This is a genomic window from Pantoea sp. EKM10T, from assembly GCF_011800685.1.
In the GTDB taxonomy this organism is placed as follows: Bacteria; Pseudomonadota; Gammaproteobacteria; order Enterobacterales; family Enterobacteriaceae; genus Pantoea; species Pantoea agglomerans.
The window spans coordinates 34,400-50,933 of record NZ_JAALEU010000005.1; the positions used below are offsets into that span (position 1 = coordinate 34,400).

Below are 16,534 nucleotides of genomic sequence, written 5' to 3' on the forward strand. Positions count from 1 at the left end.
ATGACTAATGGCAAAAAAGCACTGATCACTGGGATCAAGGGCTTTACCGGCCAATATATGGCAGCGGATTTATCCGCTGCCGGATATGAAGTTTATGGTTTCGGTTCAACTCCTGCCCTGAATGCCTCACGCTATTTTCAGGTTGATCTTACCAATGCAGCAGACGTAAAGAACGCTGTAGACAGTATTCAGCCAGATGTCGTTGTTCATCTTGCAGCAATAGCTTTTGTTGGGCATGCTGACGCGAACGCATTCTATAGTGTAAACCTTTGCGGTACGCGTAATCTGTTACAGGCTCTTAGCGAATCAGCAAAAATGCCGGATGCAGTTTTGATCGCCAGTAGCGCTAATGTTTACGGTAATAACACGCCGGGGAAATTAGCAGAGTCGGTTCCTGCCAGACCCGCGAATGACTATGCAGTAAGCAAGCTGGCCATGGAGTACATGACTAGTCTGTTTTATGAAAAATTGCCGATTATTATTACCCGGCCATTTAATTACACAGGCGCCGGTCAGGCAGAAAATTTCCTGATCCCGAAAATCGTCAAACATTTTCGTGAGAGGAAAGAAGTCATTGAGCTGGGCAACATAGATGTATGGCGTGATTTTTCCGATGTGCGCGACGTCGTTAAAAGTTATTCTGCGTTACTACATTCACGCTCTTTTGGTCAGACAGTCAATGTCGCTTCAGGCAAAATGCACTCATTAAGGGAAGTCGTTGATCTCTGCAAATCCCTGACAGGCCATGAAATTAAGATTAAAGTTAATCCCGATTTTGTCCGGCCTAATGAAATTAAAGAACTTTGTGGCGATATTACTTTGCTAAGTTGCTTAGTCGGTGAGACTTCGTCTAAAATTCCTCTTAGAGATACACTGAAATGGATGCTGGAAGCAAAGCAATAAACGTCGTTTACTCTACGGACTGTATTAAATATCCTTTAACCGGTATTGGCCGTTATGCGTTTGAGCTTGCTAAACAACTTCAGGAAAGAGAAAACATCGCGCTGACGTTTCTTCATGGTACTAAAATTCGCGACTCACTGGCAGTTGCCAGTGAGTCAGCTCAATCGGTTCAATCGTTTAAACGCAAGTTACAAAAAAGTAAGACTGTAAGTGAAATTTATCGCCTGTCTTTCCCTGTGATGAAAATGATGGCGTTGAGGAATTTTAAGAAACATATATATCATAGCCCGAACTATTACTTACCTCCTCGAGTGAACCACTGTGTTGCAACATTTCATGACCTGTCGGTATTCCACTGGCCGCAGTTTCATCCGGCTGGCCGTGTTCACCTGATGCAAAAAGAGTTAAGGAATACAATTTCGCGAGCATCAATGCTGATCACTGATTCTTATTACACGAAGAATGAGTTAATTGATTTTTTTGGTATTGAAGATAATAAAATTGCCGTAGCCCCTCTGGCCTGCAATGAACAGTTTCATCCTCGTGACGAAGCAGAGACACACCACGTTCTTAAGAAGTATAATCTGAAGTGGCGACGATTTTTTCTTTATACCGGCACGATTGAACCTAGAAAAAATATATTGACGCTGTTGCAGGCCTATGACCGGCTTCCAGCTAATGAAAAATCTTCCTTCCCGTTAGTCATTAGTGGTTACAAGGGTTGGGAAAATGAACAACTCTTCAAGCTTTTTGATAAGGGTGAGAGAGAAGGGTGGCTAAAGTATTTGGGTTTTGTACCGGGTAACGATCTGCCGCATTTATTCAGTGCTGCGACGAGTTTTGTATTCCCTTCAATCTATGAAGGTTTTGGCTTGCCGGTGCTTGAAGCAATGGCTTCAGGAACGCCTGTGATTTGCTCAAATGCAACATCACTTCCGGAAGTCGCCGGAGATGCAGCATTAATGCATCAGCCTGACGATGTCCATGCTTTAACAACTTATATCCAGATGATGATAGAAAACGCTGACGAAAAGCGCCGGATGATTGATGCTGGATTAGTGCGCGCCCGCGAATTTTCATGGTCACTGTGTGCGGATAAAACCATTGAAGCTTATGAGCAGGTCGCAAGATATATATGATTAAAGTTCTACACTGTTATAAAACCTACTACCCTGATACTTTTGGCGGCATCGAACAGGTTATTTATCAGCTCGCAGAAGGTGGTTTTAAATCAAGTATCGAATCTGTTGTTTTTACTCATAGTCCCCAATTTGAAAACAAAAAAAACAGACTGGATAACCATCAAATTCATCGGGTAAAAACGCAGTGTGAGTTTGCTTCCACGCCATTCTCCTATTCAGCAATAAAAGAGTTCAGAGAACTGGCTCAGGATGCGGATATCATCCATTATCACTTCCCGTATCCCTTTATGGACTTTATGCATTTTGCCGCTGGCATCAAAAAGCCATCAGTAGTGAGTTATCATTCTGATATTGTTAAGCAGAAGGTTCTGTTAAGGCTCTATACGCCGTTGATGAACCGCTTTCTCTCCAGTGTAGACCGCATCGTTGCCGCGTCGCCAAACTATGTTGAAAGTAGCCCAGTCCTGCAGCAGTTCAAAGATAAAGTTGAAGTTATTCCTTACGGTCTTGATAAACAGTTTTATCAAAATAACGATCCTGCCGTTCTGCAAAAATGGCAGGCAAGATTTCCGGATGGCTTCTTTCTCTTTATTGGAACGTTTCGCTATTACAAAGGCCTGCATATCTTAATCGAGGCGGCAAAGAACAGCCGCTATCCAATCGTTGTGGTTGGTGCAGGACCTATTGAGGCTGAGCTGAAATCGCAGGCGCAGCAGTTAGGCGTGAACAATATTCATTTCCTGGGTGCGCTTGAAGACAGCGAAAAATCTGCCTTGCTACAGTTATGTACCTGTCTGGTTTTCCCGTCTCATTTACGTTCAGAAGCTTTTGGTATCTCTTTGCTGGAAGGAGCTCTCTATTCAAAACCACTGATATCCAGTGAGATCGGAACGGGAACAACCTTTATCAATATTGATCGGGTCACAGGATTAGTCGTCCCTCCATCCGATCCCGCAGCATTACGATGGGCGATGGATGAAATCTGGCAGAACCCCGAGCAGGCAATGACCTATGGTGCGGCTGCGCTGACACGCTTTGAATCCCTTTTCACAGCAGATAGAATGATTCAAAGCTATACAAAGCTTTATAAATCCTTGTTAAGTGTGTGATTTATTTTCAGATAATTTCATCCGCGCGACCGCACCATTCATTACCTTTAATCCGCTATCCTGAGTTAACATACTGATCACTTACAAAGTGGTGTTACGGGTAACACCATGCGAGACCACAGACAGGAGTATGTAATGTCCAAGCAACAGATCGGCGTTGTAGGTATGGCAGTGATGGGCCGCAATTTGGCTCTTAACATTGAGAGCCGCGGTTACACTGTTTCTATCTTTAACCGTTCACGCGAAAAGACTGATGAAGTCATCGCCGAGAACCAGGGCAAGAAACTTGCTCCTTTTTACACCGTTGAAGAGTTTGTCGAATCGCTGGAAAAACCTCGTCGTATCCTGCTGATGGTTCAGGCGGGTGAAGCGACCGATAAGACAATCGCCTCCCTGACTCCACACCTGGATAAAGGCGACATCCTGATCGATGGCGGTAACACCTTCTATAAAGACACCATCCGTCGTAACAAAGAGCTTTCTGACCAGGGCTTCAACTTCATCGGTACCGGTGTTTCCGGTGGTGAAGAGGGCGCACTGAAAGGCCCATCTATCATGCCTGGCGGTCAGAAAGAAGCCTACGAGCTGGTTGCACCGATTCTGGATAAAATTGCTGCACGTGCAGAAGATGGCGAAGCCTGTGTGGCTTACATCGGTCCGGACGGCGCGGGCCACTATGTGAAGATGGTTCACAACGGCATCGAGTATGGCGACATGCAGCTGATTGCAGAAGCCTATGCTCTGCTGAAAGGCGCGCTGGGTCTGAACAACGAAGAGCTGGCTGAGACCTTCACTGAGTGGAACAACGGCGAACTGAGCAGCTACCTGATCGACATCACCAAAGATATCTTCACCAAGAAAGACGAAGAAGGTAAATACCTGGTTGATGTGATTCTGGATGAAGCAGCGAACAAAGGCACCGGTAAATGGACCAGCCAGAGCTCACTGGATCTCGGCGAACCTCTGTCACTGATCACTGAATCTGTATTCGCTCGTTACCTCTCCTCGCTGAAAACCCAGCGTGTGGCAGCCTCTAAAGTACTTAGCGGTCCACAGGCGAAGGCCTTCACCGGTGACAAAGCGGAGTTCATCGAGAAAGTTCGTCGCGCTCTGTATCTGGGTAAAATCGTTTCTTATGCTCAGGGCTTCTCACAGTTGCGTGCCGCGTCAGAAGAGAACAACTGGGATCTGCATTACGGTGAAATCGCGAAGATCTTCCGCGCTGGCTGCATTATCCGTGCCCAGTTCCTGCAGAAGATTACTGATGCATACGCAGAAGATGCAGGCATCGCTAACCTGCTGCTGGCTCCGTACTTCAAAGATATTGCCGATCAGTATCAGCAGGCATTGCGTGATGTGGTTTCCTACGCGATTCAGAACGGTATCCCGACGCCAACCTTCTCTGCGGCGATCGCTTACTACGATAGCTACCGTTCAGAAGTGCTCCCTGCTAACCTGATTCAGGCACAGCGCGACTACTTTGGTGCGCATACCTACAAGCGCATTGATAAAGACGGTGTGTTCCACACCGAGTGGTTAGATTAAACATTAATAGTTAGAGGCTTCTTATGAAGCCTCTTCAATTTAAATTTGAACTGTACTTTTGTAATAGATATGTTTTTTATTGTATTTGCATAGGTAATTTACGAATTTTACTAAGAAATCGGAAGTTATAATTTTTTGAATCGAAAGGCAGAATATAAATTCTTTAAGAATGGCCTTGCTTAACCAGGTTTAACTATTTATCTAAGAAATATCACAGTATAAAGTCAAAGGGCAATGTTACTGTAATATACTAGTTAAGTCTTTGCTTTCTTCTTTAGTTAATCAAAGCCAAGATTTTCCGCTATGCTTTAATTCTTCATATATATTTATGTATTGAATGATGCTCAATCAGGATATTTTATATTTATTAGTTCTTAAATTGCATTAATTATAGTTTTTGATTACAAGACGTTATTCGATAAGATCCGGGATATGGTTTTTTACAAAGCCTAATTCATAGGGGAATTGTCAATTAAAGTTTTTTTAATAAAGGTGTGACAGTGAACTTTATAAAGCTAATTTGGGAATATCGCGGGTTTATTCTTGGTAATGTAAAAAGGGAGTTCCAATCGAAGTATCGCAACTCGTTACTGGGCGTTACATGGAGCGTACTAAACCCTCTTTCAATGATTATAGTTTATACAGTTATTTTCTCTCAGGTTATGCGAGCAAAACTACCTGGGGTTGATTCGCAGTACGCTTACAGTATATATATTTGCTCAGGTATACTTACATGGGGTCTGTATGCAGATATCATACTGCGCTCACAAAATATGTTCCTTGATAACGCAAATCTCATAAAAAAAATAAATTTCCCTAAAATTTGCTTGCCTGTTACCGTTATCGGTGGCGCCTTAGTTAACTTTTCAATCATTTTTTCTATTTTTACACTGTTTTTAATTGTAAGTGGTGATTTTCCCGGTTTAGCTTATTTCTCGCTAATTCCAGTGATAATAATTATGATGATTCTGGCTATAGGCTTAGGAATTATCGTTGGTGTGATGAATGTTTTTTTTAGAGATGTTGGACAGTTTTTTGGAATTGTACTTCAGTTTTGGTTCTGGTTAACGCCAATTATATACCCTTCCTCTATTCTCCCAGAAAGCTTACGACCTATGATTAATTATAATCCGATGGCAAGTATAGTTGATGCCTGTCAAAAAGTTCTTGTAAATGGAATTTACCCCGATTGGATGGCATTGCTATATCCAGCTTGCCTTGGTCTTATTTTATGTGTGATCGGTTTGAATCTGTTCAGAAAACACATTGGCGAAATGGTGGATGAATTATAATGGGAAGTATAATTGTTAATGATTTAAAAAAAGAATATAAAAGCTATACAAGTAAATGGGGCAGGTTAAGAGATTGGTGGGGAATAAGTAAAGACAAAAATTATAAAGTTAAATCTATTTTACAGGACATAAATTTCACTATCTTAGCAGGTGAGTCAGTTGGAATTATTGGCGTAAATGGAGCTGGTAAAAGTACATTACTTAAATTAATTACAGGTACCACTCAGCCGACGAGTGGTGAAATAAAAGTAGATGGCCGTGTCGCCGCATTATTGGAACTCGGTATTGGTTTCCATCCTGATTTTACTGGCCGACAGAATGTTTATATGGCAGGTCAATTGTTAGGTTACTCGTCCACAGAGATAGATAGCTTACTTCCGGGTATTGAAGCATTTGCAGAAATTGGAGAGTACATAGAACAGCCATTGAGAATGTACTCCTCCGGCATGCAAGCTCGCCTGGCATTTGCAGTGGCAACGGCAACAAGACCAGACATTTTAATTGTTGACGAAGCTCTTTCGGTTGGTGATGTATATTTCCAGGCAAAATGTTATTCGCGTATAGCTGAATATAAAAAACAAGGTATGACATTGCTATTAGTTTCACATGCAGTGATGGATATATCTAAACAATGTGATAGAGCCATTTTCCTGAAGTCTGGTCGCATATATTCTGATGGTCCTTCAAGAGAAGTAGTCAATATGTATATGGACGATCTTTTCGGTAAAAAGAAAGTTCAAAACAAAAATGGAAAAGTGCAGCAGCTTAATCTGAATGCTGAAAATCTTTATCATACAAGGCCAGGATACCTGAAAGAGGAACATCGTTGGGGACAGGGTGGTGCAAAGATTATAGATTTCCTGACTGTCTCTAACGGTATTGAATACCCAACTGTTATTAATACAAATGATAAACTAGATGTATATGTCAAAATTTTATTTGAAAAGGATTTTGAACACATTTCACCAGGAATATTAATTAAGAGTCTTGAAGGTGTATTTATTTACGGGAGTAATTCTTATCTTTCTACAAAGGGAAAAGTTTTACCTAGTGCTCAGGCCGGTCAGGTAGCGGTATACAAATTCAGTTTTAATCTTTCTTTAAATGAAGGAAGTTACCTTTTATCACTAGGTTTATCTGCTGGAGACCCTACACAAACAACAGATCCTATTGATAGACGATATGATTCAGTACTATTAAAAGTCACGAACCATTCCCATATGTGGGGATTGGTAGATATGCAGGCAGAATTCATGCAGGTTGAGGAGTTTTTCGGATGATTAAACAAGAGCAGTCAATTACGGCCCTGGTTGAAAAATTACCAGAAGTTTACCAACCTATTTTTAAGCATCCGGAATTTACAGCTCAGGCATCACGAAGCTGTCTTGACAGGTTAGAAAGAATTTCGTCCGTTTATAATTATATTTCTGAAGAAAAAGGACGCCCCTTAAAGGTTCTGGATCTGGGTTGCGCTCAGGGGTTTTTCAGTTTAAATCTTGCCGAACTCGGTGCCATTGTTACTGCAATAGATTACAGTCAGCCTAATATTGACGTTTGTAATAAACTTGCAAGCGAAAATAATAACCTCAAAGTAGAGTTCTTTCTTGGCAGTATTGAAACTGTAATTAACGAAAGAGTAATGGAAGGGGAATTCGACCTTGTTCTAGGCCTAAGTGTCTTCCATCATTTGGTGTATGAACATGGTGCTGATTTCGTTTTCGATCTGTTTCAACAGCTATCATCAAAAGTGGAAACTGGCATTTTTGAATTTGCTCTCAACACAGAACCACTATATTGGGCTGAATCACAACCAAAAGATCCGCGAGAATTAATTGAGTGCTACTCTTTTAGTCATTACCTTTCAATGTATGGAACACATCTTTCCTCAGTTGAGCGACCACTCTTTTTTGCGAGTAATAAATATTGGCATATTGAGGACATGTATGGTGTCATTGAAGCATACATGCAACGTTCACACCAGTTAGATAATTTTTATCATGGAAACAACAGGCGCTATTTCTTCTCAGAAAACAAAACTATAAAAATATTTCTAGATAATGAATCTGGTACAAATCATAAAGAAATTTTGAATGAATCTCTTTTCCTGCAAAAAGAAATTAAGGGTTTTAGAACAGCCAAATTAATTTCATATGGTAATTTTGAACACGAATCATGGATGGTAAGAACGACAATTCCTGGCAAACTTTTACTAGATGTCATCATTAATAATGAAAATTATGATGATGAGAAAATAATTTCTGATTTACTTGAACAAGTCACTATTCTGGAAAAGAATGGTTTATACCATAACGACCTCAGACCATGGAATATTCTTATAGGTGACGATGGGTTGGTTTATATTATAGATTACGGATCTATAAGTTCTCAGGTACTTGATGGTGATGATTTATATGGGCAATTACTTTCATTTTTCGTTTTGATTAAGGAGATCGCACAGCATCGCATCAGAGAACAAGGTAGCCAAAGACCACCATTCATCTCTCCTTACGACTTCCCTGAAAAATATCAAAAGTGTTTGTCGCTGATTTGGGCAATGCCTAGTCAGAAATGGAGTTTTCAGAGTGTTGAAGAAGCATTTAACAATTCATCTGACATGCAAGTCGATGTTCCGGTTTCAGCTATGCTGGAAAGTCATCTTTCAACAACTGTAAACTTCTTGAGCTGGCAGTTTACCCAATTACAAAGCGATTTTTCTGCGAAATTCGAGCAGTTGAATCAGAAGATCGAGGAAAACAATCGATTATTGATTGAGAACTTTAGTGGCATTTCAGATGTTAAATCAGATAAGATGGAAAAATGCTATCAGGAACATTTTCTTGAAGTTAAAGAAAAAGTAGAAAATCTTTCTTCTAAAATTCACGGCCTCAATGAAGAGAATAAAGCACAGTTTTTAACTATGCATAATGCCAGAGTAAATGATGCTGGACATAATGGAGTAAGCCAGGATTTTTCTTCCCATTCGTCCGATAGTGATAAAGAAATATTGAGCAACGAAGTCAATGAGCTACGACAGGCAGCTCTACATCTTCGTAAGGAGCTTGACGCCGTCTATGACTGCAACTCATGGAAAATAACATACCCTCTGAGAATTGTGTCTAAATCGGCAAAATCATTGTTTAAACCTCGTACGTTAGCTTCCAGAATCAAAGCAGCGCTTAAAAAAAAAAGTAGTCAGTTAGTACCTATAGTAAAGAGATTTGTAGAAAATCGTCCGCTTTTAAAACAGCGGGCGATGCGGTTTCTTAACAGACATCCGGGGTTAAAATACAAACTCAAAAAACGTATAAGTGTCGTCAATATAAACATGGATTCAGTCTCTACATTCAACAAAGTAAATGAGCCTGAAATCCACATCGAGCATATGGAACACAATCAATCATACTCAATCAAAAATCCTGGTGTGAATGAGAAACAAAAATCAGTGCTTGAGTCATGGCTCAATTAATGGATGGTTGTATAAATAATGAAGAAAATACTTGCTCTTAATTTTTTCCCCGCGTTCGTTCCTGTATCTAATGGCGGAGAATCAAAACTTTATAATTTTTATAAAGCTTTAAGCAAATATCATCATGTAACCTTGCTAACATCTACACATCCTGATGTTAGTGAAGAGGTTTTTTATCACACGGCTACTTTTGTTGAGCGTCGTATTCCCAAAGACCACTATTTCATGAATTGCTGGTCAGAATTGTCAGAATATTTAACCGAAGGCCATGGTGATCTGTCCGCACCAACTATTGCGGCAAGCGCTCATTATCCAACATTAATGCATGCCGCTTATCTTCAGGAATATCAATCTGCGGATATTATTGTCCATGACTTCCCATTTACTGTGGATTTTGATATTTTTCTTGGTGCTGATAATAAACCTAGAATATATAATTCTCATAACTGTGAAACAACGCTTTACAGCACACTCCATGCATCAGAAAAATCTAAGCCTATCGTTGATATAGTCGCCAGGGCTGAAAAAAAGTTATTGGAGCATGCAGATCTCATTTTATATTGTGGCGAGGGTGACTATGACTCTTTCAAAAAATTGGCACCACATAAAGAGTCTGTTATGTTCTATTCTCCTAACGGAATGATAGAGCAGGCTAAAGTAGGTTCTCCGCGCGCTTCTAAAGACAAACCCTCCGCCGTCTTCATAGGTAGTGCCCATTTACCGAATGTTTCTGCTGCACGATACATAGCAGAAAATATTGCTCCTAAATGCCCGGACATCACTTTTGATATTATTGGTGGCTGCTTGCCAGAAGGTAAATATACCAACAATGTAATACGGCATGGTCGCGTCTCCGATGCTGATAAAGTAAGTATATTTAGCAATGCAAGTATCGCACTAAACCCAATGTTATCGGGTAGCGGATCCAACATTAAGGCACTAGACTATTTCTCATATGGCTTACCTATTTTGTCCACACCTTTTGGTATGAGAGGTTTTAATATAGAGTCGGGTAAGCACTATATTGAATGTGAGTTAAAGAATTTTCCTGATTTACTAAATAAATCTCTTTCGAATGAATCCTATAATAACACTTTGAATATTGGTGTTGAAGGTAAGTCATTTGCCTCCGCTCATTATACATGGGAGGCAATAATAAAAAAATTATTACCACAAATCGAAAAGTTGCCTATCAAAAAGCCAAATTTCGCTTTAGTGCTTAATGACTATAATTCTTATTCAGGTGTGGGAGGGGGGGCAACACGTACAAGAGGTTTATATGAAGCCGTAAGCGAAATATCAGATGTGGTTTTTTTATGTTTTTCAGATGATGGTAAAATTCATTCTGATACATATGATATAAATACACATGTCATTAGCTTACCTAAATCGACTGCACATGTGCAGGAAGTTAATGATATAAATTCTCAATTCCATATATCTTGTGACGACATAGTTGCAAGTAATCATTGCGTCAATAACAGTCTACTTTTGTCTGTCTATGATATAATTAAAAAAACGGCAAGGTTCATTATTGTAGAACATCCATACATGACGCCGCTCCCAATTAAGTTTCACGATCGATTCATTTATTCATCGCAAAATGATGAAACAAAATTGAAGTCCGACTTACATAAGTGGCATCCGCAAAAAAATTATTTGATTGACATGGTTACAGCTGTCGAAAAAAATGCCGTTGAAAAAGCCGCTTTAACTATTGCTGTGTCTGAAGATGACGCTTATAGCTTGTTGGTCGGAAAGCGCTCCGCTGGTCCAGTGATTGTTGTTCGTAATGGGTCTCAAGCGCCTGTAGAAATCAGTGAAGTTGTTGCTAACAAAATCAAAGCTAAGTTGCATTCAAAATCAGCCGTTTTCCTCGGCTCTGCACATATGCCAAATGTGGATGCAGTCAATTACTTGTTGCAAAATGTCGTTCCACAATGTCCTGATGTTCAATTTAATATTGTTGGTTCAGTTTGTAACTCAATCAGTGTAGAACCAGCAAAAAATGTTGTGCTTTGGGGTATGGTCGATGAAGAAACTAAGTGTGCTATCCTCAATAACTCCCTTTTCGCAATAAACCCAGTTATTTCTGGTAGCGGTTCAAATATAAAGCTAGCAGATTTTTTTGCTAATGGATTATTTGTAGTAAGTACTGTTTTTGGGCTTCGTGGTTATCCAGAAAATATTAATAAACATATTTCACTGGCAGAGCCTGACAATTTCGCACAAGTAATAAACAGCCTTTCTGTTTCTGACGCTACTTTTTCAGAAGAAATGCGTCAGGAGAGAAAAGATATTTTTATTTCTGATCTCTCAATGGTAGGAATAGCTCGGAAATTTGTATCTGCTTTAGAAAACATTGAAAGACCGAAACATAAAGTTCTCTTCGTTACATATCGTTACACTCACCCTGAATTAGGTGGAGCTGAATCAAATTTAAAACGTTTTTTGAAAGCATTAGGAGATACTAATGAGTTCGAAATCGATGTCGTTGCAACAGAAGTTAGTAAAATAAATAATCATGCGCGATTTACGGAACATTACGAATTTGATCATAGCGTTGGCGCTCCCATTGAGATGACTAATCTTAGATTTGCCAGATTTCCGATAGATAGTTATATCGATGAACAGCGAAACAACTCTTTAAAAAGAGCATGGCGTGTGCAACCTGCTTTTGAAAAAGCGATTTTCAAAAAATCTAATGCTGCCTTAATTGATGGACTAGCCTGGGGATGGTCCGATCCTGAAGGTATTGCTACTGAAGCTTATCGCTGGGGCTACTCATCCTGCTCAATTTATGTTTCACATGCTGGTGAAGTTTCGCTTAAAGGATATGTGCCTGAGAAAGCAATGTTGACGCTGCAATCAGAATCAGGAGCAGTATATTCGCATAATGAGGTTGAAGGGAATTTCTCAATCAACGTTACAGCTCAAAGCGGTGTTCTCGAGATATACACCTCTTCTGCCTTCAGTAATGGCAATGATCCACGACCTTTAGGCTTTATTCTTCAGGATTTGAATATTAATGGACGAGTGATCGATATAAATCAGACCGCACTTGCAGACAAAAACCGCATTCCTGCAAGCAAGGTTTTCGACACTTTATCCGAAGCTGCTGAAGAAACCCGATTCCCGTTGAATATTAATTTGACAGAATTGAGAGGTCCTCACTCACAGACAATGGAAGGCTTTATATCCTCCAATATCAGTAAGTATGACCTGGTTATCACCCACAATATCGTTTTCAAACCGGCAGTGTTTGCATTAGAGCTGGCTAAAGAAAATAACGTTCCTTCACTTCTTATTCCACATGCTCATCTTGACGATGATTATTATCATTTTCCGGACTTGCTCAGTGCGGCCCGAAATGCAACAGAGGTGTTAGCTGTTCCTAAGGCTGCGAGTGATTTTTATGCTGCTAAAGGATGCTGCTCATCTTATCTGCCGGGCGGAGCTGATACGCATGAAAAGTTTGTCGCAGATGATCTTGATGCTTTCACAAACATCTATCAAAACGAGGGCCCTTATCTCCTGATTCTTGGACGTAAATCTGGCGCTAAAGGTTATCGTTCAGTGATTGAAGCAACAGAGAAATTAAATCAGGACGGCGTAGCGATTAATGTAGTAATGATAGGTCCGGATGATGATGGAATGGTGATTAATTCGCCATATGTCACTTATCTGGGGCGTCAGCCTCGTGAAGTAGTCAGAGGCGCACTTATGGGCTGCCTTGCGCTGGTTAATATGAGTTCCAGTGAAAGTTTCGGTATAGTTTTGCTCGAAGCCTGGTTAGCTAATAAACCCGTTGTCGCCAACAAGTCGTGCGTTGCTTTTCATGACATGGCTGTCGATAACGAGAATTCCCTGTTAGTCACACCTGATGGTCTGCAAGAAGCTTTAACACGTATTATTAATGATCCAGCTTTATGTCAAAGGCTAGCCGAAAACGGTTATATGACAGCACAAAATTTCAGCTGGGAAGCTGTAGAAAACAAATTTGTCGAAATTTGTCGGAAAAAAATCAGGGCTTAAAGAACGTATCCGAGACTCGTGGGGAAGACAGGGGCGTGATCTATCTGATTATGGCATATGGCCTCATGCCATGGACTCTTCTTGTTCTTTCCGAGTTAACCTGATTTTGGGCAATCATTACTCGTCTTTTAATAACCATTAATGGAAATAAACCCTTTATACCCTGCTATAAGTCATTGCAGGACGTTAACGGTTTTATATTCGAGCTTCTGCTTCGGCAACTAATCACTAAAAAGGGCTTCCCTCGGGAAGCCCTTTTTTTATCCTACCAGCAAATCCCCGCTCCGAATCTCTCGCTCACCTGCCAGCCTCACCACCAGCATGCCTGCCGTCGCAAACTTAGCCCAGTGTCTCGCATAGAGAATACCGCCATGTTCCGTCACCAGCGGCGTAATCTGGTCAGTTATCGGGTCAACAATCTCCGCCACCACTTCTCCCGGCCGAATCTTTGCGCCCAGCGGTTTACGATGCAGGATCAGTCCGGATACCGGCGAATGAATATATTCACAGCCCGCTAACGGCGTAGGTGGATTTTTCAGGGCAGGGGAGGCCGCCGCCGATCCTTCGCTGTGACGCTCTTTGATGACGCCAGCTTCTCCAGGTGCTTCAGCGATATCTGGCACGTTTAAACCAATCGGGCCGTCATTGATAGCCACGATATCGTCTCCGCTCGCGCTCGCCGGGACAAGTTCGTCGCCACCGATCACGGGTGCCGCCACTTCCACGGAAATCGCAGGCTCGCTGTAGCCGATATAACCACCTTCCTGTAGCGCTGAAATAATCGCCTCCGCGTCTTTCTCCGCCTGTTCAGGCGACACATCACGCACGCCACGCAACTCCAGCGTCACCGGTAGCAATCCGCGTGGCATCGGATAATCTTTGCCAAACCGTTCCGCCAGCGTCAGCCAGGGTTCACAACAGGCTTCATCAAACGGTTCACCGCCAGAGATCTGCGCCAGCAGCTGCACCTCGCTGCCTAACCAGCGCGCCAGCGGTTCAATGTCCGGCCAGGCGTGCGGCGTGGTGTAGAGATGTGGCACGGCTTCCCAGTCACAGTGCAGGTCAATCATCAGATCGGCCTGACTGGCCATCCGCATCAGCGTGTGGCGTTGCGCATCCAGCTCGGTTTTTGGCACGGTATCGCGATAGTGGCGATCAATCGCCTCGCGGATCAGGCTTTTATTCTGCGTTTCACTCTGGGTCAGACTCTCAGCCAGCCCGGCCGCCAGGGTTGCGCCCAGTGACGGGAAACGGCGGTTGAAGTCCTGGCCAGAGAGCGTATGGAATCGGCCCAGATGGGTGCCATGCCAGTGCTGTCCCAGCGCCAGGGGATTGGCAACCGGCACAAGAGTAAAGGCGGCTTTAAGTTGACCGGCGGATTCCAGCGCCTGTAGTCGCTGCTTTAAAAACCACGCCACCGCCATACCGGGCAGTTCGTCGCCATGCAGCGCAGCCTGGATATAGACCTGACGCTTGTTGTCTTCCGCGAAATGGAAACTGATGATTTCACGCTGGGTGCCTAAAGAGGCGCTTAACAGTGGATGATGTTGTTGATGCATACCGTGTTAATGTCCTTTAATCGGCAAAGGACGACAGCGCGCCGTCCCGAAATAGTTAGAGTATAGTGCCGGATCGCGGTGAGGATGAAAAAGGGCGACCGCGAGGTTAAGGCTGGATAGAGATATCCGTGGCGAAGTAGCGCTTCTGAATCTGGTCAAAGGTGCCATTCTTTTTGATTTCCACGAAGGCGTTATCCAGTGCGGTTTTCAGCTCGGTATCGCCTTTACGCAGGCCAATCGCCGTGCCGGGGCCGATGATCGGATCCTGTATAATCGGGCCAGCCAGTTCAAAATCTTTGCCCTGCGGATGCTTCAGGAAGCCGATGGCAGCCTGTGCCGCATCAGTGAATACCGCATCCAGTCGGCCTGAAACCAGATCGCTTTCAACCTGTGCCTGATCGCCATAAGGCACCACGGTCACACCGTGAGGCTGCCATTTCGCCAGCGCATAGCGCTCCTGAACCGTTCCCTGTTCTACGCCGACCGTTTTTCCTTTCAGGGATTCAACGGTGGGCAGTATGCCAGCACCTTTACGGGCAATCAGCTGGGTGTGGGTGTCATAGAGCGGCGCGGTGAAATCAATCTGCTTCAGGCGCTCTTCGGTAATGCCCATGTCGGAGAGAATGGCATCAAATTTACGCGCTTTAAGGGCCGGGATCATGCCGTCAAACTGGCTTTCAACCCAGACACATTTTGCCTGCATCTGAGTACAAAGCGCATTGCCCAGATCAATATCAAAGCCGACCAGCTTGCCCTGTGGCGTTTTCGATTCGAATGGCGGATAGGTCGGATCGACCGCGAAACGCACCTGTTCGATTTTTGCCTGCGCGCCAAAAGCGCAGCCTGCCATAACGGCCACAGCCAGCGTCTGACGCAGGCGTTGAGTGAAAATGTTCATGATTTTGCTCTTATTCTGTCGTGATGAGTGATTATGCAGAGTATCGCCGGGCTGCCGGGATGGCAATTACTGCGTAATCTTCACCACGTCAGCCGCGCATAACGCGCGATAATCTTCGGTATTCAGGATCACTGAGCGTTCCAGCAGACCGGCGTTAAACGCGATCTCCGGATAACGTTCAAACAACGCGGGGTCAACAATCAGTCTGAGGTCGGGATGAAAGCTGAACGGTGGTATCGCCCCGAATACGCAGCCGGTCAGCAGATCGGTTTCCGCCGGACTGGCGAGTGAGGCGCGTCTTCCCCCGACTGCTACCGCGACTTTGCCCAGATCGGCCTGATGATCGGCAGGTAAAACCGCCAGTACATGCTGTTTAACGCCGTTGCCTTTCACATGACAGACCAGCGCTTTAGCACCCTGGCCGATTTCGGTGCCGCGTATCGCCGCGACCGCTTCACATTTACCGGTCGCCTCATGCTCCATCAGGCGATAGCGTGCCTGGTGCTGGTCGAGCAGGGCGATTAATTTCTCATGGGTGGTCACGGTTCTCTCCCTGAGGTTTGAGTTGCCGTCTTTGTGCCGGAT

11 protein-coding genes are annotated in these 16,534 nt (G+C 43.1%); 8 read left to right on the forward strand and 3 right to left on the reverse strand.

Translation table 11 applies throughout. From position 1 onward, the window contains the following. From HFD95_RS10870 to HFD95_RS10905, 8 genes are all read left to right on the forward strand, one after another. The gene (locus tag HFD95_RS10870) at nucleotides 1-903 is read left to right on the forward strand and encodes a GDP-mannose 4,6-dehydratase (RefSeq protein ID WP_010248106.1); all 903 of its coding nucleotides are present in this window, start codon (nucleotides 1-3) and stop codon (nucleotides 901-903) included. After that, nucleotides 879-2,042: a glycosyltransferase family 1 protein gene (locus HFD95_RS10875; RefSeq protein ID WP_010248102.1), complete on the forward strand. Its 1,164-nt coding sequence runs from the start codon at nucleotides 879-881 to the stop codon at nucleotides 2,040-2,042. Before HFD95_RS10870 ends, HFD95_RS10875 begins: the two co-directional genes overlap by 25 nt. Continuing rightward, nucleotides 2,039-3,154, forward strand: coding sequence for a glycosyltransferase family 4 protein (locus tag HFD95_RS10880; protein ID WP_167430219.1), 1,116 nt, complete (start codon nucleotides 2,039-2,041; stop codon nucleotides 3,152-3,154). The genes HFD95_RS10875 and HFD95_RS10880 overlap by 4 nt, the downstream gene beginning before the upstream one ends. A 135-nt stretch (nucleotides 3,155-3,289) precedes the next feature. Then, on the forward strand, nucleotides 3,290-4,699 hold the full coding sequence (gndA, locus tag HFD95_RS10885) for an NADP-dependent phosphogluconate dehydrogenase (RefSeq protein WP_010248093.1): 1,410 nt from the start codon (nucleotides 3,290-3,292) through the stop codon (nucleotides 4,697-4,699). 500 nt (nucleotides 4,700-5,199) lie between these two features. Further along, nucleotides 5,200-5,991: an ABC transporter permease gene (locus HFD95_RS10890; protein ID WP_010248090.1), complete on the forward strand. Its 792-nt coding sequence runs from the start codon at nucleotides 5,200-5,202 to the stop codon at nucleotides 5,989-5,991. Beyond that, nucleotides 5,991-7,271 carry an ABC transporter ATP-binding protein gene (locus HFD95_RS10895; protein WP_167430220.1) on the forward strand — a complete coding sequence of 427 codons (1,281 nt, stop codon included), beginning with the start codon at nucleotides 5,991-5,993 and terminating at the stop codon, nucleotides 7,269-7,271. The genes HFD95_RS10890 and HFD95_RS10895 overlap by 1 nt, the downstream gene beginning before the upstream one ends. After that, nucleotides 7,268-9,457 (forward strand): methyltransferase domain-containing protein, encoded by a 2,190-nt coding sequence (locus HFD95_RS10900; protein ID WP_167430221.1) that lies wholly within the window; start codon nucleotides 7,268-7,270, stop codon nucleotides 9,455-9,457. Before HFD95_RS10895 ends, HFD95_RS10900 begins: the two co-directional genes overlap by 4 nt. An 18-nt stretch (nucleotides 9,458-9,475) precedes the next feature. Beyond that, complete coding sequence (locus HFD95_RS10905; protein ID WP_167430222.1) at nucleotides 9,476-13,492, forward strand: glycosyltransferase; 4,017 nt, start codon at nucleotides 9,476-9,478, stop codon at nucleotides 13,490-13,492. Between the two features lie 260 nt (nucleotides 13,493-13,752). Here HFD95_RS10905 and HFD95_RS10910 read toward each other — a convergent pair whose 3' ends face one another. The 3 genes from HFD95_RS10910 to HFD95_RS10920 all read right to left on the reverse strand — a co-directional run bounded on the left by HFD95_RS10910 (nucleotide 13,753) and on the right by HFD95_RS10920 (nucleotide 16,492). Next, on the reverse strand, nucleotides 13,753-15,051 hold the full coding sequence (locus tag HFD95_RS10910) for a succinylglutamate desuccinylase/aspartoacylase family protein (RefSeq protein WP_167430223.1): 1,299 nt from the start codon (nucleotides 15,049-15,051) through the stop codon (nucleotides 13,753-13,755). Between the two features lie 106 nt (nucleotides 15,052-15,157). Then, nucleotides 15,158-15,949 carry an ABC transporter substrate-binding protein gene (locus HFD95_RS10915; protein ID WP_010248077.1) on the reverse strand — a complete coding sequence of 264 codons (792 nt, stop codon included), beginning with the start codon at nucleotides 15,947-15,949 and terminating at the stop codon, nucleotides 15,158-15,160. 66 nt (nucleotides 15,950-16,015) lie between these two features. Continuing rightward, nucleotides 16,016-16,492, reverse strand: a complete 477-nt coding sequence (locus HFD95_RS10920) for a YbaK/prolyl-tRNA synthetase associated domain-containing protein (RefSeq protein ID WP_010248074.1) — start codon at nucleotides 16,490-16,492, stop codon at nucleotides 16,016-16,018. Nucleotides 16,493-16,534: the final 42 nt, after the last annotated feature.

Coding starts and splice junctions, on each gene's coding strand:
- gndA (WP_010248093.1), top strand. CDS start 3,290: ATGTCCAAGCAACAGATCGGCGTTGTAGGTATGGCAGTGATGGGCCGC.
- HFD95_RS10910 (WP_167430223.1), bottom strand. CDS start 15,051: ATGCATCAACAACATCATCCACTGTTAAGCGCCTCTTTAGGCACCCAG.
- HFD95_RS10870 (WP_010248106.1), top strand. CDS start 1: ATGACTAATGGCAAAAAAGCACTGATCACTGGGATCAAGGGCTTTACC.
- HFD95_RS10915 (WP_010248077.1), bottom strand. CDS start 15,949: ATGAACATTTTCACTCAACGCCTGCGTCAGACGCTGGCTGTGGCCGTT.
- HFD95_RS10895 (WP_167430220.1), top strand. CDS start 5,991: ATGGGAAGTATAATTGTTAATGATTTAAAAAAAGAATATAAAAGCTAT.
- HFD95_RS10880 (WP_167430219.1), top strand. CDS start 2,039: ATGATTAAAGTTCTACACTGTTATAAAACCTACTACCCTGATACTTTT.
- HFD95_RS10905 (WP_167430222.1), top strand. CDS start 9,476: ATGAAGAAAATACTTGCTCTTAATTTTTTCCCCGCGTTCGTTCCTGTA.
- HFD95_RS10900 (WP_167430221.1), top strand. CDS start 7,268: ATGATTAAACAAGAGCAGTCAATTACGGCCCTGGTTGAAAAATTACCA.
- HFD95_RS10875 (WP_010248102.1), top strand. CDS start 879: ATGGATGCTGGAAGCAAAGCAATAAACGTCGTTTACTCTACGGACTGT.